General features: G+C 58.0%; 20 protein-coding genes. 9 read left to right on the plus strand and 11 right to left on the minus strand.

All coding sequences use genetic code 11. The annotated features are described in order from the left end of the window. Window positions 1-330: 330 nt before the first annotated feature. Together katG and GOX75_RS13515 are read right to left on the minus strand one after the other, a co-directional pair. A complete protein-coding gene (katG, locus tag GOX75_RS13510) occupies window positions 331-2532 on the minus strand; it encodes a catalase/peroxidase HPI (RefSeq protein WP_171123938.1) in 2202 nt (733 codons plus the stop codon). Window positions 2533-2764: 232 nt separating this feature from the next. Beyond that, a complete protein-coding gene (locus GOX75_RS13515) occupies window positions 2765-3610 on the minus strand; it encodes an SDR family oxidoreductase (protein ID WP_171123940.1) in 846 nt (281 codons plus the stop codon). Window positions 3611-3700: 90 nt separating this feature from the next. On the opposite strand from GOX75_RS13515, the gene GOX75_RS13520 reads away from it, so the two are divergent. Next, window positions 3701-4333 (plus strand): class I SAM-dependent methyltransferase, encoded by a 633-nt coding sequence (locus GOX75_RS13520; RefSeq protein WP_171123617.1) that lies wholly within the window; start codon window positions 3701-3703, stop codon window positions 4331-4333. Here the strand turns inward: GOX75_RS13520 and GOX75_RS13525 are convergent. From GOX75_RS13525 to GOX75_RS13535, 3 genes are read right to left on the minus strand one after another with little or no spacing between them, the layout of a single operon-like run. Beyond that, on the minus strand, window positions 4330-5109 hold the full coding sequence (locus GOX75_RS13525; RefSeq protein WP_171123942.1) for a carnitinyl-CoA dehydratase: 780 nt from the start codon (window positions 5107-5109) through the stop codon (window positions 4330-4332). The two genes, GOX75_RS13520 and GOX75_RS13525, sit on opposite strands and share 4 nt — an antisense overlap. Continuing rightward, a complete protein-coding gene (locus GOX75_RS13530) occupies window positions 5106-7124 on the minus strand; it encodes an acetate--CoA ligase family protein (protein WP_171123944.1) in 2019 nt (672 codons plus the stop codon). The genes GOX75_RS13525 and GOX75_RS13530 overlap by 4 nt, the downstream gene beginning before the upstream one ends. Further along, window positions 7121-8281, minus strand: coding sequence for an acyl-CoA dehydrogenase family protein (locus GOX75_RS13535; protein WP_171123623.1), 1161 nt, complete (start codon window positions 8279-8281; stop codon window positions 7121-7123). The genes GOX75_RS13530 and GOX75_RS13535 overlap by 4 nt, the downstream gene beginning before the upstream one ends. Window positions 8282-8358: 77 nt before the next feature. Here GOX75_RS13535 and GOX75_RS13540 point away from each other — a divergent pair, with 77 nt between their 5' ends. Continuing rightward, window positions 8359-9300 carry a GlxA family transcriptional regulator gene (locus GOX75_RS13540; RefSeq protein WP_171123947.1) on the plus strand — a complete coding sequence of 314 codons (942 nt, stop codon included), beginning with the start codon at window positions 8359-8361 and terminating at the stop codon, window positions 9298-9300. Here GOX75_RS13540 and GOX75_RS13545 read toward each other — a convergent pair. Beyond that, on the minus strand, window positions 9297-10286 hold the full coding sequence (locus GOX75_RS13545; protein ID WP_171123949.1) for a sterol desaturase family protein: 990 nt from the start codon (window positions 10284-10286) through the stop codon (window positions 9297-9299). The genes GOX75_RS13540 and GOX75_RS13545 overlap by 4 nt on opposite strands. Before the next feature lie 13 nt (window positions 10287-10299). Then, window positions 10300-11055: a class II aldolase and adducin N-terminal domain-containing protein gene (locus GOX75_RS13550; protein WP_171123629.1), complete on the minus strand. Its 756-nt coding sequence runs from the start codon at window positions 11053-11055 to the stop codon at window positions 10300-10302. A 116-nt stretch (window positions 11056-11171) separates the two neighbouring features. On the opposite strand from GOX75_RS13550, the gene GOX75_RS13555 reads away from it, so the two are divergent. From GOX75_RS13555 to msrA, 7 genes are all read left to right on the plus strand, one after another. Next, window positions 11172-12047, plus strand: a complete 876-nt coding sequence (locus GOX75_RS13555) for a LysR substrate-binding domain-containing protein (RefSeq protein WP_171123951.1) — start codon at window positions 11172-11174, stop codon at window positions 12045-12047. 142 nt (window positions 12048-12189) lie between these two features. Beyond that, window positions 12190-13992: an adenine deaminase gene (ade, locus tag GOX75_RS13560; protein WP_171123952.1), complete on the plus strand. Its 1803-nt coding sequence runs from the start codon at window positions 12190-12192 to the stop codon at window positions 13990-13992. Beyond that, a complete protein-coding gene (locus GOX75_RS13565; RefSeq protein WP_171123954.1) occupies window positions 13989-15452 on the plus strand; it encodes an AMP nucleosidase in 1464 nt (487 codons plus the stop codon). The genes ade and GOX75_RS13565 overlap by 4 nt, the downstream gene beginning before the upstream one ends. A 130-nt stretch (window positions 15453-15582) precedes the next feature. After that, on the plus strand, window positions 15583-15870 hold the full coding sequence (locus GOX75_RS13570; RefSeq protein ID WP_068341148.1) for an HU family DNA-binding protein: 288 nt from the start codon (window positions 15583-15585) through the stop codon (window positions 15868-15870). A 490-nt stretch (window positions 15871-16360) separates the two neighbouring features. After that, entirely contained in the window at window positions 16361-17239 is an 879-nt protein-coding gene (locus GOX75_RS13575) for an EamA family transporter (RefSeq protein WP_171123957.1), read from the plus strand. 99 nt (window positions 17240-17338) lie between these two features. Further along, window positions 17339-17788, plus strand: a complete 450-nt coding sequence (gene msrB / locus GOX75_RS13580) for a peptide-methionine (R)-S-oxide reductase MsrB (protein ID WP_171123959.1) — start codon at window positions 17339-17341, stop codon at window positions 17786-17788. Continuing rightward, window positions 17785-18294, plus strand: a complete 510-nt coding sequence (gene msrA, locus GOX75_RS13585) for a peptide-methionine (S)-S-oxide reductase MsrA (RefSeq protein WP_171123961.1) — start codon at window positions 17785-17787, stop codon at window positions 18292-18294. Before msrB ends, msrA begins: the two co-directional genes overlap by 4 nt. 21 nt (window positions 18295-18315) lie before the next feature. Here msrA and GOX75_RS13590 read toward each other — a convergent pair whose 3' ends face one another. The 4 genes from GOX75_RS13590 to mtgA form a co-directional block, all read right to left on the minus strand. After that, window positions 18316-20319: a hydantoinase/oxoprolinase family protein gene (locus GOX75_RS13590; protein WP_171123963.1), complete on the minus strand. Its 2004-nt coding sequence runs from the start codon at window positions 20317-20319 to the stop codon at window positions 18316-18318. Window positions 20320-20391: 72 nt separating this feature from the next. Continuing rightward, window positions 20392-21429 (minus strand): tRNA epoxyqueuosine(34) reductase QueG, encoded by a 1038-nt coding sequence (queG, locus tag GOX75_RS13595; RefSeq protein ID WP_171123965.1) that lies wholly within the window; start codon window positions 21427-21429, stop codon window positions 20392-20394. A 72-nt stretch (window positions 21430-21501) separates the two neighbouring features. Beyond that, the gene (locus tag GOX75_RS13600) at window positions 21502-22167 is read right to left on the minus strand and encodes a glutathione S-transferase family protein (RefSeq protein WP_171124273.1); all 666 of its coding nucleotides are present in this window, start codon (window positions 22165-22167) and stop codon (window positions 21502-21504) included. A gap of 58 nt (window positions 22168-22225) precedes the next feature. After that, window positions 22226-22960: a monofunctional biosynthetic peptidoglycan transglycosylase gene (gene mtgA, locus GOX75_RS13605; RefSeq protein ID WP_171123967.1), complete on the minus strand. Its 735-nt coding sequence runs from the start codon at window positions 22958-22960 to the stop codon at window positions 22226-22228. Window positions 22961-22968 lie beyond the last annotated feature (8 nt).

Consider the following 22968-nt stretch of genomic DNA (forward strand, 5'->3'; position numbering starts at 1 on the left):
TCTCCAGCCCGTCCGACCGTCTCTCCGATCCGTCAGCACCGCCTCAGCAGCGCCGATGAAGGGGTATTTACGGATTAGGTCTGGGACCTGCAACCCCCATTTTGAAAAAACTTCATATTTCTCTGCGGAAACCTGCTCATCTTAATAAAAACAACAGGTTACCTTCAAACTTATCCCCGCAAACCCCATTTATTGCGCATTGATTAAGAGGGTTTGAATTGCACCTCAACGGAATCGTACCCAAAGCTTGGTATGCCGCAGGGAGTCGGACCAATGAAAACGCCGCCCGAAGAGACTCGGACGGCGCATGACACTTCAAAGGCTACAGGATTATTTCAGATCGAAGCGGTCTGCGTTCATCACCTTGTTCCAGGCCGAGACAAAGTCGCAGACAAATTTCCCGCCTGCATCTGCCTGACCATAGACTTCGGCCAGCGCTCGCAGTTGCGAGTTCGAGCCAAAAACCAGATCGACACGGGTACCGGTCCACTTGACCTCACCGCTACTGCGATCGCGACCCTCATAGACACCCTTGCCTGCGGGCTTCCATTCGATGCCCATGTCCAGCAGGTTGGTGAAGAAGTCGGTGCTGAGCGTACCAACCCGATCCGTGAACACACCGTGCTTGCTGTCACCGAAATTGGCACCCATCACACGCAGACCACCGACAAGCGCGGTCATCTCGGGCGCAGACAGGTTCAGCAGTTGCGCTCGGTCAACCAACAGTTCCTCGGGTGAAACAGTATAGTCGGTTTTTTGGTAGTTGCGGAACCCATCCGCTGCGGGCTCCATCACGGCAAAGCTGTCGACATCCGTCTGGTCCTGCGACGCGTCAGTACGACCCGGAGTAAACGGAACCTCAACATCCTGACCACCAGCTTTGGCCGCCTGTTCGATGCCCACGGCACCGGCCAGAACGATCACATCCGCCAGCGAGACCTTCTTGCTGCCCGACTGTGCATCGTTGTACGCGGCCTGAACGCCCTCAAGCGTGGCCAATGTATTGGACAGCTTCATGGGCTCGTTGACGTCCCAGTCTTTCTGCGGCGCAAGACGGATACGCGCACCATTGGCGCCGCCACGCTTGTCCGACCCACGGAAGGTCGAGGCCGAGGCCCACGCGGTCGAGACCAGCTCGGACACCGACAGCCCAGTCGCAGCAATCTTGGCTTTCAGGTCGGCCACATCCGCATCATCCACCAGATCGTGATCGACCGCAGGCACGTTATCCTGCCAGATCAGCTCCTCAGTGGGGGCTTCTTCGCCGATATAGTTCGAACGCGGGCCCATATCGCGGTGGGTCAGCTTGAACCAGGCACGGGCGAAGGCATCAGCGAACTCGTCCGGGCTTTCGTGGAAGCGTTTCGAGATCGGGCCATAGATCGGATCCATGCGCATCGCCATATCAGCGGTGGTCATCATGGTCTTGACCTTCTTGGACGGGTCGTGAGCAGCCGGGGCCATGTCTTCTTCTTTGACGTTCACCGGCTCCCAGATATATGCACCCGAGGGGCTTTTGGTCAGGTTCCAGTCATAGCCGAACAGCAGGTCGAAATATCCATTGTCCCATTTGATCGGGTTCGCGGTCCACGCGCCTTCGATGCCCGAGGTAGTGGTGTCGTCACCCTTTCCCGAACCGAATTTGTTGATCCAGCCAAAGCCCATTTCCTCGATCGGGGCGGCTTCGGGTTCGGGTCCCACCAGATCAGGATCGCCCGCGCCATGCGCCTTGCCAAAGGTATGACCACCGGCGACCAAGGCAACAGTTTCTTCATCATTCATCGCCATCCGGCCAAATGTCTCGCGGATGTCGCGGCCCGAGGCCAAGACATTCGGCTCTCCATCCGGGCCTTCGGGGTTTACATAGATCAAGCCCATCTGCACGGCGGCCAGCGGGTTTTCCAGATCACGTTCGCCTGAATAGCGGCTGTGCGGGTTGTCGGTGGGGGCCAGCCATTCAGTCTCGGTCCCCCAATAGATATCTTCCTCGGGGGCCCAGATATCTTCGCGGCCGCCGGCAAAGCCAAAGGTCTTGCCGCCCATGGATTCGATGGCGCAATTGCCCGCCAGGATCATCAGGTCGGCCCAGGAAATCTGGTTGCCGTATTTCTGTTTGATCGGCCACAGCAGGCGGCGCGCTTTATCAAGGTTGCCGTTATCCGGCCAGCTGTTCAGCGGCGCAAACCGCTGGTTCCCGGTCGACGCCCCGCCACGGCCATCTGCGGTCCGGTATGTCCCGGCGCTGTGCCATGCCATACGAATGAACAACCCGCCATAGTGACCATAGTCAGCAGGCCACCAATCCTGCGAATCCGTCATCAGCGCATAGAGGTCTTCCTTCAACGCTTTCATGTCCAGCTTCTTGAACGCCTCTGCATAATCGAAATCGGCACCCAGCGGGTTCGAGGCTGGCGCGTTCTGGTGCAGAATCGAGAGGTTCAACTGGTTCGGCCACCAATCCCGGTTCGAGCGGGTTCCGGCGCCATGCATTACAGGGCATCCGCCTGCCTTGGGGTTATCACTTCCGTCCATGTCGATCTCCAATCCTGGCTAAATTCCGGCAATCTTGCGCGGTTAAAAACTCGGTCGATCAAGAACACATATAGATGACGTTTTTATCTACCCTAAACGCACGGTGAAAATTCGCGCAGGCGGGATAGGCAAGAGCGACTCTTTGGTCTTGTCGAGAACCGTTCTAACAAAGACCAGCAATGCATTTAAGTTTTGTTTATGGATGATTGTGATAACTAAAAATTATCATAATTCATTCATCCTGCATCAAAGACTTCAGCCCTACCCGGTAATTCGGATAGCGCAAGGTCACGCCAAGCTCATCCTTGATCCTGTCATTTCTGACACGCTTGTTTTCGTTGTAAAAGCTGCGGGCCATCGGAGTCAGATCAGCCTCATCAAACGGCACGGCTGGGGGAAGGGGCAAGCCTTGCAGCTCGGCTGCATAGGCGATCACATCCTGCGGCGGAACGGGTTCGTCATCGCAAACATTGTAGATTGCGCCGGGATTTGGGGCCGCCATCGAAGCCACAAGCACCTGCGCAATATCTGCAACGTGGATACGGGAAAAGACTTGCCCGGGTTTGATAATGCGACGCATCCCAACGCGTTTGAGCTTGGAAAACGGGCCGCGGCCCGGTCCGTAAATACCAGCCAGACGGAAGATATGGGTCGGTAGACCCGGAATGTCCTGCCATTGAGACTCGGCCCGCACCCTCCACCTGCCGCGTTCGGCCGTTGGTGCAGGTGGGGTCATTTCATCAACCCAATCACCCTGATGATCGCCATAAACCGCTGTGGTGGATAGATACCCAACCCATTTGAACTGCGAAGCGCACGCTGCGATCTCATCCCGCAGGGCCGCCAGAACAGGATCGCCCTGCGCATTTGGTGCTGTCGAGATCAACAAATGCGTGACCCCGTTCAGGTCGGGTGTCTGTCCAGGCCAGACAACAGGTTCGGCCTCGGATGCCTTCAGAGCCGGTGACTGCGCAGGGTCCCGCGTGGTGCCCAGAACCCGCCAGCCCTTCGGCTTCAACAGCCGGGAAACTTCCTGTGCCGAATAACCGTGACCAAACGAAAAAAGAGTGCCTGTCATGCCGCCCTTGATGATCTGCAATCTCGGCAGATGCAAGCTTGGGTGCCGAGATACTTGATTCGAATCCCTCAATGCGCCTTTCTTTTAGGCATGAGTACCAAAACACCCGACCTGCACGCCGCCTATGCGCTGGAGTCTCCAGAGGATCACAAGCGGCTCTATGCGGAATGGGCCGGCGATTACGACGAAGGGTTCGCCGCGCGCGAGGACTATCAACTGCATGTCCACACCGCTCGGGCTTTTGTCAGCGCCGGAGGCCAGGGTCCGGTTCTGGATGTCGGCGCAGGCACCGGGTTGTGCGGTGCCGTTCTTGCCGGTTTGGGCGTGGGTCCCATAGACGCCACAGATATCAGCGCCGAAATGCTGGACCGCGCCATGCGCAAGGATATCTACCGCGATGCGATCGAAGCTGATCTGAACAAAGGTATCCCCGTGCCGCGCGAAAGCTACTCCGGCGTTGTATCATCCGGCACGTTCACCCACGGCCACCTTGGGCCAGAAGCTCTTCCTGCATTGCTACGCGTCGCCCGGCATGGGGCGCAGTTCGCACTGTCCATCAATGCGCAGCACTATGAGAAATTGGGTTTCGCGGAAGCCTTGCACAAGATGGCGCAGGGTCAGATACAGAACCTGACTCTGTCCGAAGTCCCCATTTATGGCGATCTGGCAGTTGGTCCAAACAAGGACGACACAGCCCTGATCGCCCTGTTCGAGCGCGTCTAACGTCCTTTCCAGACCGGATCGCGCTTTTCAGCAAAAGCACGCGCCCCTTCCAGATTATCCTCAGACCCATAGAGCGTATCCACGGTTGGCAACTGCCGCCTTGTAATCCGGTTCATGACATCCTGGAACTTGGAATCCTCGGCCTCTCGCACGATCTCTTTGATCGCCGCATAAACAAGCGGGGGACCGCTGGCCAAAAGGCGCGCCATCTCCCAAGCGCGATCCATCAACTGATCGGACGGCACGATCTCATTGATCAGGCCCCAGTTCTTTGCTTCTTCCGGGTTGAACCAGCGCCCGGTCAGCAGAAGTTCCATCGCGACATGGTAAGGGATGCGCTTGGGCAGCTTGACGCTGGCGGCATCCGCCACCGTACCCGAACGGATTTCCGGCAGCGCGAAGCTTGCGTGATCGGCGGCGATGATCATGTCCGCGCTCAGGGCCAATTCCAGCCCACCCCCACACGCAATGCCATTGACGGCCGCGATGACCGGTTTGTTCATATCGCGCAGCTCTTGAAGGCCGCCAAAACCGCCGACGCCGTAATCACCGTCTACCGCATCGCCGTCCGCTGCTGCTTTCAAGTCCCAACCGGGGCAAAAGAACTTGTCTCCACCCCCTGTAATAATGGCGACCCGCAAATCCGGGTCGTCGCGAAAGTCGCGAAACACATCCCCCATCACGCGGCTGGTGGCGAGATCAATCGCATTTGCCTTTGGCCGGTCCAGAGTGACCTGCAGGATCGCGCCCTCGCGCTTGGTTTTGACCGGATTCATGAGCTTGCCTTTCGGATCAGGGTATCCACCGCAACCGCCCCATCGGGGCCGCAAATGAGCGGATTGATTTCAACTTCGCTGACATGGGCTGCATTAGCAATGACATAGGCTTGCACGGCATCTATCGTATCCAGAATTGCCTGCATGTCCGCTGCGGATTTGCCGCGGTAGCCCGCCAGCAAGGGCGCACAGGCCAGTCGGTTCAGCGCCTTGTGAACCGCCTGACGGGACGACGGGATCAACAAAGACACCGAGTCCCTCAGAATTTCCGTTAAAACCCCACCTGCGCCCAACGTCAGTACATAGCCATGGGCCGGATCGCGCGTCACGCCGATCAGCAGTTCGGCAACCCCGCTTGGCGCCATTTCTTCGATCAGAATTTCCGCCGTTCCAATCTCGGACGCGGCGCGGTCCACATCCTCAAGGTTCACATTCAGCCGAACGGCTCCCTGGTCGGATTTATGCGCCAGCCCCACACCTTTGACCGCAAATGGACCGACCAGTTTTTCTACAGACTGCCGTGCCACGTCAGGCTGCGCCACGACGCTTTTCGGCACTCGTACACCGTATTCCTCAAGGGCCAGTTTCGCCTCTGCCTCGGTCAGAACAATGTTCGTTTCAGCAGAGGATGGCATCAGAACAGAATCCGCTTGGGCGTCGAATGATCGCGAGGCGGCTTCAACGGCCGCCAGTGCCTCATGCAACCCTGCAAACGGCACCACCCCTCCGTCCAGCAGCCGTTGGGCAACGTCCTCAGGCATCAATTCCGGCAAAGTTGCTGTCACGGCAAATGGACGACCCGAACGCGCCACGCAATTCAAAGCAGCCTGCGTTGCACAATCCCAATCTGTCGAGTCCGTGTGTGGATAGTCGACGATTGCCATGGTCAAACCCTGCTCTGGACTCATCATGGCGGCCCATGCCCGCGTCATGGCCGCCGCGTCGCGCCAGATATAGGTGTGATAATCCAGCGGATTGGCCAATGCCACCATCGGCCCCAAGGCATCCCGCAATTCGGCCCGTTGCGTCGAAGACAGCGGCGGAAAATGCACATCCCGGCTTGTGGCCATATCTGCGGCTAGGCTGGCCTCTCCTCCGGAACAGCTAATGGTGCCCAAGCCGTTGCTATCCAGTCGTCCGGTCACATGCAGCAGCTTGAGGCACTCCAAAAAGCTCGGAATGTCATCCAGCCGTGCAATTCCCAACCGGTCCAAAAAAGCTTGCGCACCGGCATCGCCACCAGCCAAGGACGCCGTATGCGAGATCGTCGCCGCCTGCGCATGGGCAGAGCGACCCATCTTGAGCGCAACAATCGGCACACCCCGAACCCGCGCTTTTCTGGCCAAAGCCTCCCATTTGCGCAGATCACCGAAACCTTCGATATGCACGCCAATGGCAGTTATGCGATCATCGTCCAACAGAGCCAGGGCAATATCGGCCTGATGCGTCTGGGCCTGATTTCCGCAGGTCAGCATGAAAGCCAACGGCAGGGCACGGCGCTGCATCGTCATGTTGATGGCGATGTTCGAACTTTGCGTCAGGATCGCAACACCACGATCCACAGGCCGCATTCCATGTTGGTCGGGCCATACGGCCACACGATCCAAGCCGTTCACAAACCCATAGCAGTTGGGGCCAAGGATCGGCATATCCCCAGCCACTGCGATCAACTGCTCCTGAAGGTCCGCTCCTGCGTCATCTTCGGCCTGCGCCTCAGTAAAGCCCGAGGCGAAACAGACCGCGCCCCCCGCGCCCATCGCGGACAGAACCTTAACCGTTTGAATTGTGGCGTGCCTGTTGATCCCCACGAATGCCAGATCAGGCGATGAGGGCAGCACCTCCAGTGAACCGAACGCCTTTTCCCCAGCAACCTCAGCCGCCTTGGGATGAACGGGCCAGATATCGCCCTTGAACCCGAACTTTCGGGCCTGCTGAATGACCGAGGCACACCACGCCCCACCCCCGATCACAGCAATGGATTCAGGGTTTAGCGCACGGGTCAGCGCTGCGGTCATGCGCCAAGCGCCCGCAGCAGATCGCGGCTGATGATGTGGCGTTGGATCTCGCTGGTGCCGTCCCAGATGCGTTCAACACGGGCGTCGCGCCAGAACCGTTCCAGCGGGTAGTCATCCATAAGACCCATGCCGCCATGCACCTGAATCGCCGCATCCGTCACCCGCGCCAGCATTTCCGAGGCGTATAACTTGGCCGAGGCGATCTCACGGTTGGCCGGCAATCCCTGATCCAACCGATCCGCGGCAGCAAGGGTCAGCAGATCGGCGGCGTCAATCTCGGTGATCATGTCGGCGATCTGGAAAGACACGCCCTGAAACTTACCGATCTTCTGGCCGAACTGTTCACGCGTTGCAGCATAATCCAACGCATAGTCGAATGCCCGGCGCGCACGCCCAACCGACATGGCGGCGACGGTGATCCGCGTTGCATAGAGCCATGTGTTCATCACCTCAAACCCGCCATCGACCTCGCCCAAAACCTGCGCATCCGGCAGGCGGCAATCGTCGAAATCCAGCACCATGTTCTTATAGCCGCGGTGGCTGACCGACTTATATCCGTCACGAATCGTGAAACCCGGAGTGCCGCGATCCACCAAAAAGGCGGTGATGCGCTTCTTGGGGCCTTTGGGTGTTTGATCCTCGCCGGTTGCGATGAAGACGATGATGAAATCCGCGTGTTCTGCGCCCGAGATGAAATGTTTGGTGCCATTGACCACCCAATCACCACCGTCCCTCACAGCAGCGCACTTCATCCCCCGCACGTCCGAGCCCGCGCCCGGTTCGGTCATCGCCAGCGCATCCATCTTTTCACCACGCACGGCGGGCATCAGATAGCGGTCGATCTGATCGCCCTCGCAGGCCATCAAGATGTTCTGCGGGCGTCCGAAGAAATGGTTCAAGGCCATCGACCCGCGACCCAGTTCACGCTCGACCAGTGCGAATTCCAAATGGTTCAGGCCAGCGCAGCCGACGCTTTCGGGAAAATTGCAGGCATAAAACCCCAGCTCGATCGTCTTGCGCTTGATCTCGTTGGCGATCTCCTGCGGAACCTCGCCCGTGCGCTCAACCATGTCTTCATGCGGGTAAATCTCATTTTCGACGAAACTGCGAACGGTCGATACGATCATCTCTTGTTCGTCGGACAGGCCGTATTGCATTTGGAGTCTCCACGTCTGAATCTGAACATATCCTGACGCGGGTTGATCTTTCAGTCATGCAGAAATAGTCATGAAGCATGCAAAAATGGACCAAATCGCCCTCTGCGCCGCAGCAATTCGGGGTGCTTCTGTTCGACGGGTTTTCAAACCACTGCCTCGCCAACACGGTCGAGCCCCTACGTGCGGCAAACACGATTGCAGGTCAAAAACTGTATGATTGGAACTTTCTGTCACTGGACTGCACGCCCGTGACGTCTTCTTCAGGTTTGCAGGTCGCACCGCACCAAACGCTTCAAGATGCCCGCGGGGATATTCTGTTCGTCATGCCCTCTTACGGGTTCCGGGCGCATGGCGGATGGCGCACCTTGGCCGGGTTGCGCGCTTCTGCTGGTCGCTATGCGAAACTGGCCGGATTGGACACCGGAAGCTGGCTGATGGCGCTTGCGGGGTTGCTGGACGGTCACCGCGCCACGATCCACTGGGAAGAACTGAACAGCTTTACCGAGCGGTTCCCCGACATCGACACAAGGCGCGAGCGTTACATCATCGACCGCAAGCGCATCACCTGCTCCGGTGCTATGGCCGCCTTTGATCTGGTCCTGCACCTGATCGGGCAGGATCACGGGCAAGCCCTGGCACTGGAGGTGGCGCAGCTTTTCATGACCCGCAATTCCGCGCGCTCGCATTCCGGTGGCGCGGGTGCGACCAGCGGATACGTGAACAAGGCGCTGGCATTGATGCAGGAGAATCTGGAAACGCCGCTGGCTATCACCGAAATCGCCCGCCGCGTTGGACGATCACACAAAGCTCTGTCCGTTCGGATGCACGCGGAACTGGGCGCGGGCCCAGCGCAAGTTTACCGCCGCCTGCGCCTGAACCTTGCGCGCAAACTTGTCACCGAAACCGACCTGACGATTGCAGAGGTCGCCTTGCGGTCAGGCTATGACGATCCCAGCGCGCTGACCCGTGCATTCCGGGCCGAATTCGGCGTTACGCCACGCACGTTGCGGGCCGGTTAGGTATACATCTGTTTCTTGAAGGCACGCGTTCGGGTCGTCGCGTCAGCCGATCCATCGTGATACGTGCCAAACCACTTATCGAACGGGATCTCGGACGTTCCATAGTTGCATTCAAAATACCGGTGGTGGAGTTGGTGAAAGAAATCCCCGGCACGGGCAGCATCCGTCTCGCCTGCCCTGAGTTTTTCGAACCCCGAATGCGACAGCACCGGGCTGATCTGCTGGAAATAGGTATGAAACAGCAGGTGCAGCGGGTGCGACGGCACGATCAGGTGAATGAAATAGGTCGTGAAGTACAAAAGGTTCTCGTACCAGTGGTTCGAAATGCCCGACCATGGCCCGATGTTCACGTTGCGGTGGTGAACCGCGTGGACGTGTTTATAAAGCTTCGGATGATGTTCCAGCCGGTGAACCCAGTAGAAATGCAGCCCTGACCACATCGGGATGAACAGCATCCACACCACGCACCAGACCGGCGCGCTGGCCCATGTCACGGTCGGCACATATCCGTTCGCCATCGCCCAGTAGATCACCCATTGATAAACGGTGGCGACCGTCATCGCGCTGCCCAGCGTCCACCAGATGTTATCCCAGACCTGATTGCGGAATGTGAAGTTGCCGTTGTCGCGAGTCAGGTCCCGGCGATCGAACTTCGTATACATGCCTTGCCCTTTGCGCATGTACAGCCACCAATGAAGCCCGCCGGCGACCAGAATCTGCGGCACCATGTTCAGCAACCAGATGCGGAACATCCAGCCGGGCGCGAAGCTCTGCATCGTTTCCAACGCAGGAAAGAAAAACACGTAAGCCGTCACCGCCAGAACCATGCAAAGCGTCAGCGACGTGATCTGCAACCAAGCGCCGCTGTACCACTTCAAAACGGCTGCGGGGCGTGGTGGCCAGCTGAACAATGGGTTCAATCCCACCGGCCCGTCAGGATGGTAGTGCCACCGGGCGGCTTCGGGGTCCTGAGACGCGTTGGTCATCGCGGCCTCCTGCTTATGTGGCGTAGTCTGAGCCTTCGGCATCCAGCAGAGATTTGATCTCTCGCAGATGTGCTTCGGCCTGATCGGGATAGTCGTCCAGTTCTTGCGCGGTCTTTTCAGCAACCTCGTCCGATAACACGCGCAAGGGCTGACCGGTCTGAAGCGCGCGAATATATGTTTCGGCCGCCCGCTCGAAATAATAGAGCCTATTAAAGGCATCTGCCGGGTCGCTGCCGATGACCAACACCCCGTGATTACCCATGATCATGACCTTCTTTTTCGGGTCTGAAAGCATGGCCGCGCAACGCTCACCTTCGCTTTCAAAGGCCAGTCCGCCAAATTCCTCATCTACCACATATCGGTCGTAAAAGGTTGCCGTGTTCTGGTCGATCGGCGGCAGGGTGCTGTCAGCAAGCGAGGCGAGAACTGTCGCAAAAATGGAATGTACATGCATCACACAGCGCGCATGAGGGCAGCGCCGGTGGATAGACCCATGCAAACCCCATGCTGTCGGGTCCGGAGCGCCGGGTTGGGCCATGACATCAGGATCATTCGCGTCCAAAAGCAACAGGTTTGACGCCTTGATCCGCGCAAAATGCATCTGGTTGGCGTTCATCAGGAATTGCGTTCCTTCCGGATTGACCGCCAAGCTGAAATGGTTGGCCACGCCCTCATGCATGTTCAACCGTTCCGTCCACCGGAAAGTCGCGGCAAGGTTCACGCGCTCGGACCAGTGGTCGATATTGGGCCGCAGATTGGTGACGCTCATGTCAGGCTCCTGTCGGGTGAATTCGAACTACAAAAAGCCTGCCTTCGCCGGGGATGTTTGACCAACGAAAAAAACGCAAGTAATGCATTAGTCAAACTTATGCTTGAGTTATGCCAATGCAGAAATCTCTTCCTCCTCTGGGGTGGCTGCGCACGTTCGAGGCCGCGGCACGCCATCTTTCGTTCACCGGTGCCGCGCGGGACCTGAACATGACGCAAAGCGCGGTCAGTCAGCAAATCAAATCGCTGGAGGGGTATCTGGGTCAGCCCTTATTCTTGCGTAGGCCCCGCGCACTGGAACTGACGGAAGCCGGAATTACTTACCTGCCGGTTGTGCGAGATGCGTTTCGAACTCTGGTTCGGGGCACACAGGCCGTCACCGGCACGCAGCAGAACGCAGTACAGGTTCAAAGCAACATATCTTTCGCCGTGAACTGGCTTGCCCCAAGACTTCCGAGATTTCGGGCGAAGCACCCGGAGGTTCAGTTGAATATCTTCACAGAGCTTTGGGAACCAAGGGAAATGGCCGAAGGCGCTGCGGTCGAGATCCGGTACTCTCTGCGTCCCTCAGATACGGTACGCACCGAGTTATTAAGGACCGATCATTATTATCCAGTCTGCGCGCCGGGGTATCAGGTTACGCTGGAAACTTTGCAGCAACATCCGTTGTTCGATTGCTCCAACCTGCTGTCGAATTGGGAGAGCTGGGTCGAAGAACAGGGTCTAATTTGGAAAAAACCGCCCATCACTTACTCGACGACCTATCTGGTCAGCCTCTCGGTGGCGATGGCAGGCGGTGGGCTGTGCCTGACACATGACACCATCGCCCGCAGGTTAATTGACGAGGGCAAACTCATCGCGCCTTTCGATCATCACGCGGCAATGCCCGAAGCTTATTATCTACTGCTGTCGCCTCAGGCCGAAGAAACACCCGGAGCATTGGCCTTTGCCGATTGGGTGCGCCGCGAGATTGAAAGCGATCTTCAAACATGATGGAACGCTCCCGCCCATCGGCAATGCCCACAGGGGGCATCTTCTTTGGTTGGGCCGGGCAGCGCTGACGCGCTGCGTGACGGTTTCATGATAGCTGTTCAGCAGGGGTTGAACCTTTCCCAGCATTCAGGAAAGTTGGGCCATGGAATACACACCTTTCCCAAGTTGGCCCGAAGTCGCCCCCCGTTTGATCGCTGTCGCTGCAGGACGCGAAGCCGCAGATCTGGTTATCCGCGGCGGGTCGTGGGTAAATGTGCACAGCCGCGAAGTTCTGCCAGGTCACGATATTGCCATTGCATCCGGGCGCATTGCCTTTGTGGGACCAGATGCGTCGCATTGCGTCGGGCCAGACACCCGGATCATCGAAGCAAACGGTCGCTTCATGCTGCCCGGCTTGTGCGATGCCCATATGCATATCGAATCAGGGATGCTGACACCGGCCGAGTTCGCCCGCGCGGTCATTCCACATGGAACCACCAGCATGTTCACCGACCCGCATGAAATCGCCAATGTGCTGGGGCTGGACGGCGTGCGGATGATGCATGACGAAGCGTTGATGCAGCCCGTGAACATCTACACCCAGATGCCATCCTGCGCACCGTCTGCGCCCGGCCTTGAAACGACGGGATACGAAATCACCGCACAGGACGTTGCCGAAGCGATGTCCTGGCCCGGCATAATCGGACTGGGCGAGATGATGAACTTCCCGGGTGTGATCAATGGCGACCCCAAGATGCTTGCCGAGATCGCAGCAACGCAAAATGCGGGAAAAACAGTAGGCGGACATTATGCTTCGCCTGATTTAGGGCCTGATTTTGCGGCATACGTGGCAGGCGGACCGGCAGACGATCACGAAGGAACCTGCGAAGCCGACGCAATCGCGCGGGTTCGACAAGGTATGCGATCCATGATGCGGTTGGGGTCGGCATGGTTCGACGTGGAAAGCCAAATCACGGCCGTTACCGAGAAAGGGCTGGACCCAAGGAACTTCATCCTTTGCACGGACGATTGTCACTCTGGGACATTGGTCAATGATGGTCATATGAACCGGGTCGTGCGACATGCGATCACCTGCGGGTGCGATCCGTTGATCGCATTGCAAATGGCCACGATCAACACAGCGACCCATTTCGGACTTGAACGAGAAATCGGCTCGATCACGCCGGGGCGGCGGGCCGATATCATTCTCAGCTCAGACCTGACCGAACTGCCGATTGAAACGGTCATCGCCCGCGGTCAGGTTGTGGCCGAGGGCGGAACAATCACGGTGAATTGCCCACATCTTGACTGGCCCGAGACCGCACGGAACACCGTCCATCTGGGGCATACGCTCGCCGCTGCTGATTTTGAGATCACAGCGCCCGCCGGAGCCAATCGCGTACAGGCCAACGTGATTGGAGTGGTTGAAAATCAGGCGCCGACCAAGGCGCTCAAGGCCGAATTGCCGATCATCGAAGGGTTGGTGGAAGGCGAAGGTGAGGTTTGCCAGATCGCGCTTGTCGAACGCCACCGCGCGACTGGAGGGGTCACGAACGCCTTTGTCTCGGGGTTCGGCTATCAGGGTAAGATGGCCATGGCGTCCACCGTGGCGCATGACAGCCACCACATGATCGTTGTGGGAACCGACCGCGAGCAGATGGCCCTGGCCGCAAATCGACTGGCCGAGGTCGGGGGCGGGATCACCATTTTCCGGGACGGCGCGGAACTGGCCTTGATCGAGTTGCCCATTGCTGGACTGATGTCCGACAGTCCTGCATCTGACGTGGCAGCCAAGGCCGAACGCATGGTCGAGGCGATGCAGGCCTGCGGCTGTGACCTTAACAATGCGTATATGCAGCACTCGCTTTTGGCCCTTGTCGTGATCCCCGAGTTACGGATTTCCGACCTCGGCCTGATCGACGTGCGTACATTTGAAAAAATTGACCTTCTGGAACCACTTGCATGACAATAATAAAAACACCCGACGTGCCCAGCGCCGAGAAATTTACCGATCCGGCTGCTGCCGTTGAACGGCTGGAACAACTGTACGAACAAGCAACGCGCTTTCTATGCGACAGCTTTGCCCAGGCGATGGAACAAGGCACCCCGACCGAACGATACAGGGCCTTTTACCCGGAGATTCGGATCAAGACCTCGTCTTATGCGCAGGTCGACAGCCGTCTGAGCTTTGGCCATGTTTCCGAGCCCGGAATGCACGCAACCACCGTCACGCGGCCTGATCTGTTCCGGTCCTACCTGACCCAGCAAATCGCGCTGCTGATCAAGAACCACGATCAACCGGTGACGATCGGAGCCTCAGATACGCCGATCCCGGTTCATTTCGCGGTGGCGAACAATCCGGATCTGGTTGTTCCCCATCAGGGTGCGGCCGGTTTCACGCTGCGTGATGTCTTTGATGTTCCTGACCTGACCACCACGAATGACGACATTGTAAATGGCGTTCACGATCACGAAGACGAAGATGGTCCACTGGCCTTGTTTACCGCCCAACGAGTCGATTATTCACTGGCGCGTCTGGCCCATTATACGGCAACCGATCCCAGCCATTTTCAGAACCACGTGCTGTTCACCAACTACCAGTTCTATGTGTCCGAGTTCGAAAACTACGCGCGCGAACAACTGGCCGATCCGGATAGCGGCTACATCAGCTTCGTATCGACCGGAAATGTGCAGATCACCACGGCGGATGGAACTCTGGAACAACCGTTGAAGCTGCCGCAGATGCCGACCTATCACCTGAAGCGCGCGGATGGGTCGGGCATTACGCTGGTCAATATCGGGGTCGGGCCGTCGAATGCCAAAACTGCCACCGATCATATCGCGGTTCTGCGTCCTCATGCTTGGCTGATGGTCGGTCACTGTGCGGGTCTGCGCAACACGCAGGCGTTGGGCGATTTTGTTCTGGCGCATGCCTATCTGCGCGAAGACAAGGTACTGGACGATGACCTGCCGGTCTGGGTGCCGATCCCTCCGCTGGCCGAGGTTCAGGTGGCCTTGGAACAGGCCGTCGCCGAGGTCACGGAACTTGAGGGGTATGAGCTGAAGCGGATCATGCGCACGGGCACCGTCGCCTCGGTCGACAACCGCAACTGGGAGTTGCGCGACCAGTCCGGACCCGTGCAACGCCTCAGCCAGTCACGCGCCATCGCGTTGGATATGGAAAGCGCCACCATAGCGGCGAATGGCTATCGGTTTCGCGTCCCTTATGGCACCTTGCTATGCGTATCAGACAAACCGCTGCACGGGGAATTGAAGTTGCCGGGTATGGCTTCGGCGTTCTATACCACGCAGGTCAGCCGCCATTTGGCGATCGGAATACGTGCAATGGAACATCTGCGCGGCATGCCGTTAGAGCGCCTGCACAGCCGGAAATTGCGTTCTTTCGACGAAACAGCCTTTCTCTGAAGCAAAAAAGCAACGTTTTCCCCATATTTTTAGGGTTTTCGGCGCTACTATTCGTTGTGTTCGGCCACAATATCCCGTTACAGTTACGCGGTGAGGCCCTATTTATCGGGCACGTTAAGGAGACCAAGAAATGGCAAAGCCTATGACAAAGACTCAGCTGGTTGCTGCTCTCGCTGAGGAAATGGGGACAGACAAGAAAGCCGCCAACAGCGCGCTTGAGGCCATCACCGGCCTGATTACCCGCGAAGTATCCGCCGGTGGTGCAGTGACCCTGCCCGGCGTTGGCAAAATCTACTGCCGCGAGCGCCCCGAGCGCATGGTGCGCAACCCCGCCACCGGCGAGCAGTTCAAGAAAGAGGCCGACAAGGTGGTCAAGATGACCATTGCGAAAGCTCTGAAGGACAGCGTGAACGGCTGAACCCAGCTTTCACTGCGAAATGATCAAGGGCCGCCGTTCGGGGGCCCTTTTTCTTTTCCCGCATATTTCCACAATTAAGAAATTCGTATCAGCTTCAACAGGTGTTTTCTAATTTCGTCGCGCCAAAAGGCTGTCAAAGTACGGACTTATACTTGGTTAAGTTTCAACAACCGAACCCACGAAATCAACAAATGCTATTCCGAGCTTTTTCCTGCGCCACGCTGTCGTTTTGCCTGCTGTCTGTGCTTCCCTCTTCCGCAGTTGCAGAATGTAGCCGTTCAAACGCCTACAGCTTGCAAGCAGAAATCACATATGAGGAAATTTTCGATTTCGAAGTCAAATCTTATCCTCGCAATATGGCGCATCCTTATGAAATCAAATTCCCGAACAGCGCATTAGTACGAACTTGGCGGTCGAGGATTGGCCCCAACATCTTGCGACCCTTACCGATTTAAGGAACAGTGCCCGAAATCAACGAAGGAGAGTGGCGGTGGATCTGCGTGCCATGGCCATGGGGCTGACATTTGCGTTTATCTGGTCGTCGGCCTTTACCTCGGCACGCATTATCGTGGCGGATGCCTCACCTTTGTTTTCTTTGGCCCTTCGGTTTCTGATCTCTGGTCTGATTGGGGTCGCGATTGCATGGGCCATGGGCCAAAGCTGGCGGCTGACCCGATCACAGTGGTACGCAACCATCCTGTTCGGTATTTGCCAAAATGCCCTGTATTTGGGTCTGAATTTCTATGCCATGCAGACTGTCGAAGCCTCGGTTGCAGCGATCATCGCTTCGACCATGCCCCTTCTGGTGGCGCTGGCCAGTTGGCTGTTTCTGGGCGACAGGTTACGTCCAATGGGGGTGGCTGGTCTGTTTGCAGGGTTCGCCGGCGTCGCGTTGATCATGAGCAGCCGCATCAGCGCTGGGGTCGACATGTTCGGCGTGATGCTTTGTGGCATTGGGGCGCTGGCACTGGCCTTTGCGACGCTGGCAGTACGCGGGGCAACCTCGGGCGGGAATTTCATGATGATTGTTGGCCTGCAAATGCTGGTGGGATCCACAGTTCTGTTTGCCGCCGCACCGCTGTTTGAAACCATCTATATCCACCCGACGGTCCCACTGGCGCTGGCCTTTACCTATACAACCCTTTTCCCCGGCCTGCTGGCGACCTTCATATGGTTCCTGTTGCTGGACAGGATCGGAGCAACACGGGCTGCCACGTTTCATTTCCTCAACCCGGTCTTCGGCGTCACAATCGCCGCAATCTTACTTGGTGAGAAACTTGGACCACTGGATGCGGTCGGCGTTGGTGTGACCACATTGGGAATTCTGGCCGTTCAGCTTTCCCGACAGCCCGCGCCGAAACCCGGCTGATACCCGCACATCTGCGCGAGGAAGGCAAAACCCCCTTTGCTTTCGCCGCTCAAACCCCATTTATTAGGTCAAACCAGTTTCCACACGTCCCGAGGACCAATGACCCGATACACCAAAAACCCCGAGGCGATTGCTGCCCTGTCACCCGAGGAATACCACGTCACGCAAAACAGCGGGACGGAACGCCCGGGCACTGGCAAGCTTCTGAACAACAAGGAACCGGGGATTTATGTCGACATTGTTTCGGGCGAGCCGCTGTTTGCCTCGACCCATAAATATGAATCCGGTTGCGGCTGGCCCAGCTTTACCAAGCCCATCGTGCACGAACATGTGGAAGAGTTCACCGACCGCACGCTGGGCATGATCCGGACCGAGGTCCGCTCGAAACACGGGGACAGCCACTTGGGGCACGTGTTTCCCGACGGCCCGCGCGAACATGGCGGGCTGCGTTATTGCATCAACTCGGCCTCCTTGCGGTTTATCCATCGCGATGACATGGAGGATGAAGGCTATGCAGAATACCTGATCCATTTGGAGGATATCCAATGACCGAACAACGCGCCGTTCTTGCCGGTGGCTGCTTTTGGGGCATGCAGGACCTGATCCGCAAATTGCCCGGCGTATCGCTCACCCGCGTCGGATACACGGGCGGTGACGTACCAAACGCCACCTATCGCAATCATGGAACCCATGCCGAAGGGATTGAGATCTTCTTTGACCCTACGCAGATCACCTATCGCGATCTGCTGGAGTTCTTTTTCCAGATCCACGACCCGACCACCGTCAACCGGCAGGGCAACGACGTTGGCATGAGTTACCGGTCCGCCATCTATTATGTGGATGATTCCCAGAATCAGATCGCTCTGGATACGATTGCCGACGTGAATGCCAGTGGCATCTGGCCCGGCAAGGTCGTTACCGAAGTCGAACCCGTTGGCGATTTCTGGGACGCCGAGCCGGAACATCAGGACTATCTTGAGCGTATCCCCAACGGCTATACCTGCCATTTCCCGCGCCCTGACTGGGTTCTGCCCAAACGCGATGCTGCCGAATAATGGATAGCCCCAAGCCTGGGGCTAACCTGACGCCACCCTCGGGCGACCGCTGGCCTCGACCGTTACGGTCGCTTCGACAAAAACATCCTGCGCCTCAATTCGTGCGGTCCTAATATCGCGGCTGACAATCACCCGGATGTCTTCGGCACCCGCCTGACGGACTTCGCCTTCGGCCTCATCTTTCAGGGCTGTCTGTAAAAGCTCCAATGCCTCTTCAGGTTCGGTAAAGTCCTGTGGCCCGCTCTCAAGATGTACCCTATAGCGCCCCTCTGACGGTGACGTTACAGTCCCCGACCGGCGCAAGGTCAGGCGGCCCACAACAGCCCCAAGCGCATTGGCTACATCGGTATGTTCGGGCAGGACCATATTGCAATGCAGCCGCTCGCCCACCGCTGGGTAGTAGCTGGGTGCCGACGCCCCAAGGCCGATCACATCCACATTCAGGGCTGCATCCAGTGCCAGCAAACCGCGGTGCCGATCCAGCCCTTTTTGCGTCAGAACATGGTGGGCCAGATCTGTGGCAGACAGCCCAAAATCCTCAATTTCTTCCGCAAAAGCAGTCTCTAACAAAGTCAGTGCGGTTTGCTCGGTCAACTGGCTCACGATCATCTCGGCCAATTTTTCAGGTGTTGAGGCCAAGACATCCCCGGTACCAACACGCTTGCGCGCCACCAGCTCCAGCGCTTTACGCGCCGCTTCACTGTCCCACGAAGTCAGTCGCCCAAGCACATGGGACGCATCAGACGGGGTGACGCCACTGACCTGAACGATCCCGCGATCCACCAGCCGCGTCAGCGCACCGCTCTCCATCCGGGTTTTCAGCAACTCGGACAGTGGCACAACCCGATCCCCGAGCCTGTCCAACAACGCATCCTCCCGCGGCCCCAGTCCTTCGGCAGGAAGGCCAGGCACGCGACGCGCGAAGCGCGTATCATGCTCTCCCACCGTTGTCGCACGGAGTTGCGCGTCAAGTACCGGATGAACAATTTCGGGATGCTCTGCCGCTATCAGAGAGACAGGCAAAACCCGCCGCGGCCCAAGGAATACACCGCCTGCCAGGCCTTCAGTCTTTACGTGCACCTGACTGTCACCGCCCAGCCCATGCGTTCGCATGGCCACGGCCTCGACCATCGTGCGAAACCCGCCCACCTGCGCGCCAGCCGGGTCAATCGCCGGCTTTCCGTCCCGGATCAACGCTATGTCCGTGGTCGTCCCCCCGATGTCCGAAACCAACGCGTTTTCAGCCCCGGTTAGCCAACTTGCCCCTACAATCGATGCGGCAGGCCCGCTCAGAATGGTTTCGATCGGCCGATCCCGGGCCTGCTCTGCGCTCATCAAGGCGCCATCACCGCGCACAACCATCATCGGCGCCGAAATACCAAGGTCGAGCAGTTGATCCTGCGCACGCCCGATCAACCGGTCGATCATTCCAATCAGCCGAGCATTCAACACGGCGGTCACGGCGCGTTTTGGGCCATTCAACTTGGCAGACAAATGATGCGAACACGTAACCGGCGCGCCTGTCTTTTCTGCGATGATCCGGGCAGCTTCCAGTTCGTGAGCCGGGTTGCGCGTCGCAAACTGCGCCGCCACTGCAAACCCTGACACGCCCGAATGTGAGTCTAAAAAGGATAAAAGCGCCTCAATATCCAGCGGGGCCGCCTCAGCGCCTGCATGCGTGTGTCCCCCGCTTAACACAACGGCCGGATCACCCTTCAAGGCATCCTTCAGCCCGTGCCTGTCCAGATCCGCCTGTTTGAACCCGATATACACCAGTGCGACACGCCCACCCTGCCCTTCGACCAGCGCATTTGTGGCCAACGTCGTCGACAGCGACGCCATCGAGATCTGATCGGGCGATACCTGCGCCCGCTGCAACACCGTGGAAATAGCTTTGCCCACACCAATCGCCAAATCCGCCCGTGTGGTCAGGGACTTGGCCGATGCTATTACGTCCTTTTCATCCCGAACAAGGACTGCATCCGTATAAGTTCCGCCTGTATCTACCCCCAAAGCCAACGCCATCGGGACCTCCTCACTGTTCGCTGAAGATCGGTGTAGCGGTTCGCAGCGACACGTCCACCCCGTTTGCGGCACTCAATCCAGTTGTTTCACCGCCCAGCGCGCGGCATCGGCCACAGCCGGATCAGGATCGTCGACCAGTCGCGCCGCAATCGGCCTCAGTTCCGGCAGCCCGGAATTCCCGATCGCATAAAGAACATTTCGCACAAAGCGATCCCGCCCGATCCGCTTGATGGGCGACCCCGAAAACTTTTCGCGAAATGCCGCGTCATCCAAACCGGCCAGTTCCGCCAGGGGCGGAGACTTCAACTCGGGACGCGACGCATATCTCAGATCACTTGCAGCGACGGCAAACTTGTTCCAGGGGCACGCGGCCAGACAATCGTCGCAGCCGTAAATCCGGTTCCCCATTTTCCCTCGCAGTTCTTCATCTACCGGACCCTTGTGTTCAATGGTCAGATAAGAAATGCATCGCCGGGCATCCAACTGGTAAGGCCTCGGAAAGGCATCGGTCGGGCACACGTCCAGACAAGCCCGACATGATCCGCAATGATCAACCTCCGACATATCTGATGGAAGATCCAAAGTAGTAAAAACAGACCCTATAAAAGCCCAATTCCCCCAGTCCCGGCTAACCAGATTGGTATGCTTCCCCTGCCACCCCAACCCGGCCGCATGGCCCAACGCCTTTTCCGGCACAGGTGCGGTATCGACGAACACCTTCACCTCTCCTCCGGCTTCGGCGATCAGCCACCGTGCTAACCGTTTGAGGCGTTTTTTTACCAAATCATGGTAGTCCTTGTTCTGGGCATAAACAGAGATCGCCCCGCGTTCCGCGTGCCGTAAAACCTCGGTCGAATCATGGTCCGGCGTGTAACTCTCAGCCAGCATGATCACCGATCGCGCGTCGGGCCACAAAGCCGCCGGATCACCACGCCAATGGGTTCGCTCGGCCATCCAGCCCATCTGTCCGTGGTACCCGGCCTGCAAGAACGCCTCCAGCCGCGCGGGCACCGCTGGCACGTCCCACGGACGGCACACACGGCAGGACACAAACCCCTCGTTCAGGGCCTGCGCCACCAACCTGTCCTTCAAACCCGATCCGCTCTTCATCTGGCTAAAAATATCCTCGGGGGGAATCGCGCCCCGGCGCGATGGTGGGCAGACAGCCCCCCTGCTACCCTATCAGAAATCCAGATCAGCGTAATGAGGCGGAGGCCGAAACCCCGGCACCTGATCCGCCAGTATCGACCGGAACGCAGGGCGCGACTTGATCTTGGCATACCAATCCTTCACCGCCGCCGATCGATTCCAATCCACGTCCGAGATATAATCCAACGCCGAAAGGTGCGCAGCCGCTGCAAAATCCGCCAGCGTCATCTGATCCCCGGCCAACCAACGACGATGATCCAGCAGCCAGGCCATGTAATCCAAATGGTACTTGATTGCCTTGGCACCTTCCTTGACGTTCTTACTGTCCGGATAGCCCTCGCCAGTGATTTTCTTGTTCACCCGTTCATACAATAGCTTCGAGGTGACCTCTTGATGAAACTTGTCATCAAACCACGCCACCAGACGCCGAACCTCGTACCTGTCTTCCGGTGTTTTCGGTAAAAGCGCGGGTTCTGGGCGGGTCTCTTCGATATACTCGCAGATGGCTGTGCTCTCGGATAAGGTCTTTCCATCCAGCCGAAGAACCGGGACTTTTCCCGCAGGGTTACGGCGCAGGAAATCCGGGTCTTGTTCCCAGTATCTCTCTTCCACCAGTTCAACCTCAATCTTCTTTTCTGCCAGCGACAACCGGACCTTGCGGCAATACGGGGACAGGGGAACGTGAAACAGACGCGCCATGATCTTCCAATCGAACCAGTGAATACCCTCCAGCTTTAGCGCCGAGAGGGTTTGTTTTTCAATCCTCGAAACAATCCGCGCGACCATCTGCGCGGATGGTGGCCGCTCCATCTAGGATCGAGGCCGCCCGCCTGCGTGTACGCACCGAGGGATCGGTCACCGACCGATTGCGCGGCGACGGCAGGATCGCCGCAATCCGCGCGGCCTGCACCGAGGACAGTTTTGACGCTGGAATGTTGAAATTGCGCTGGGCTGCTGCTTCGACCCCAAAAACTCCATTCCCGGTCTCGGCCACGTTCAGGTAAACCTCAAGGATACGCTGTTTGCTCCAGAATATTTCGACCACCGGCGTAATCGAAGTCTCTAACGCCTTGCGCACCCAGCTACGCCCCTGCCACAGGAACACGTTCTTGACCACCTGCTGTGACAGGGTCGAGGCCCCGCGTGATCCGCCATCCTCCAGCGCGTCGCGGATCGCTTCGACGTCAAAGCCCCAATGCAGGCAGAAATTCGCATCTTCGGCCGCCACGACCGACCGTGCCATAATGGGCGAGATCTCTTCGATCGGCACCCAATCGCGTTCAACCTTGCCCAACCTGCGCCATTCCGACCAAATCGTATGAGTCACGGGCGGGTTCACCACCGAATACAGCGCGACCAGCGCAACCAAAAACACCACACAGCCCGAAGCGCCGCGTAAAACCCAGCGGCGAATCTGCATCAGTATCGGCGTTTTAGCCTTGGACGCCTTCTTTTTCTTACCGCTTTTCTTGCGGACTGCTTTCTTTGCCATATCCCAGC

It is taken from the genome of Ruegeria sp. HKCCD7251, from assembly GCF_013031165.1.
Taxonomy (GTDB): Bacteria; Pseudomonadota; Alphaproteobacteria; order Rhodobacterales; family Rhodobacteraceae; genus Ruegeria.

Excerpts from the sequence above, each read along its gene's own strand:
- GOX75_RS13515 (WP_171123940.1), bottom strand. The coding sequence starts at position 3,610 with ATGACAGGCACTCTTTTTTCGTTTGGTCACGGTTATTCGGCACAGGAA.
- ade (WP_171123952.1), top strand. The coding sequence starts at position 12,190 with ATGGAATACACACCTTTCCCAAGTTGGCCCGAAGTCGCCCCCCGTTTG.
- mtgA (WP_171123967.1), bottom strand. The coding sequence starts at position 22,960 with ATGGCAAAGAAAGCAGTCCGCAAGAAAAGCGGTAAGAAAAAGAAGGCG.
- GOX75_RS13600 (WP_171124273.1), bottom strand. The coding sequence starts at position 22,167 with ATGGCGCGTCTGTTTCACGTTCCCCTGTCCCCGTATTGCCGCAAGGTC.
- GOX75_RS13530 (WP_171123944.1), bottom strand. The coding sequence starts at position 7,124 with ATGACCGCAGCGCTGACCCGTGCGCTAAACCCTGAATCCATTGCTGTG.
- GOX75_RS13545 (WP_171123949.1), bottom strand. The coding sequence starts at position 10,286 with ATGACCAACGCGTCTCAGGACCCCGAAGCCGCCCGGTGGCACTACCAT.
- GOX75_RS13570 (WP_068341148.1), top strand. The coding sequence starts at position 15,583 with ATGGCAAAGCCTATGACAAAGACTCAGCTGGTTGCTGCTCTCGCTGAG.
- queG (WP_171123965.1), bottom strand. The coding sequence starts at position 21,429 with ATGAAGAGCGGATCGGGTTTGAAGGACAGGTTGGTGGCGCAGGCCCTG.
- GOX75_RS13590 (WP_171123963.1), bottom strand. The coding sequence starts at position 20,319 with ATGGCGTTGGCTTTGGGGGTAGATACAGGCGGAACTTATACGGATGCA.
- msrB (WP_171123959.1), top strand. The coding sequence starts at position 17,339 with ATGACCCGATACACCAAAAACCCCGAGGCGATTGCTGCCCTGTCACCC.
- GOX75_RS13565 (WP_171123954.1), top strand. The coding sequence starts at position 13,989 with ATGACAATAATAAAAACACCCGACGTGCCCAGCGCCGAGAAATTTACC.
- msrA (WP_171123961.1), top strand. The coding sequence starts at position 17,785 with ATGACCGAACAACGCGCCGTTCTTGCCGGTGGCTGCTTTTGGGGCATG.
- GOX75_RS13540 (WP_171123947.1), top strand. The coding sequence starts at position 8,359 with ATGCAAAAATGGACCAAATCGCCCTCTGCGCCGCAGCAATTCGGGGTG.
- GOX75_RS13535 (WP_171123623.1), bottom strand. The coding sequence starts at position 8,281 with ATGCAATACGGCCTGTCCGACGAACAAGAGATGATCGTATCGACCGTT.
- katG (WP_171123938.1), bottom strand. The coding sequence starts at position 2,532 with ATGGACGGAAGTGATAACCCCAAGGCAGGCGGATGCCCTGTAATGCAT.
- GOX75_RS13555 (WP_171123951.1), top strand. The coding sequence starts at position 11,172 with ATGCAGAAATCTCTTCCTCCTCTGGGGTGGCTGCGCACGTTCGAGGCC.
- GOX75_RS13550 (WP_171123629.1), bottom strand. The coding sequence starts at position 11,055 with ATGAGCGTCACCAATCTGCGGCCCAATATCGACCACTGGTCCGAGCGC.
- GOX75_RS13525 (WP_171123942.1), bottom strand. The coding sequence starts at position 5,109 with ATGAATCCGGTCAAAACCAAGCGCGAGGGCGCGATCCTGCAGGTCACT.
- GOX75_RS13520 (WP_171123617.1), top strand. The coding sequence starts at position 3,701 with ATGAGTACCAAAACACCCGACCTGCACGCCGCCTATGCGCTGGAGTCT.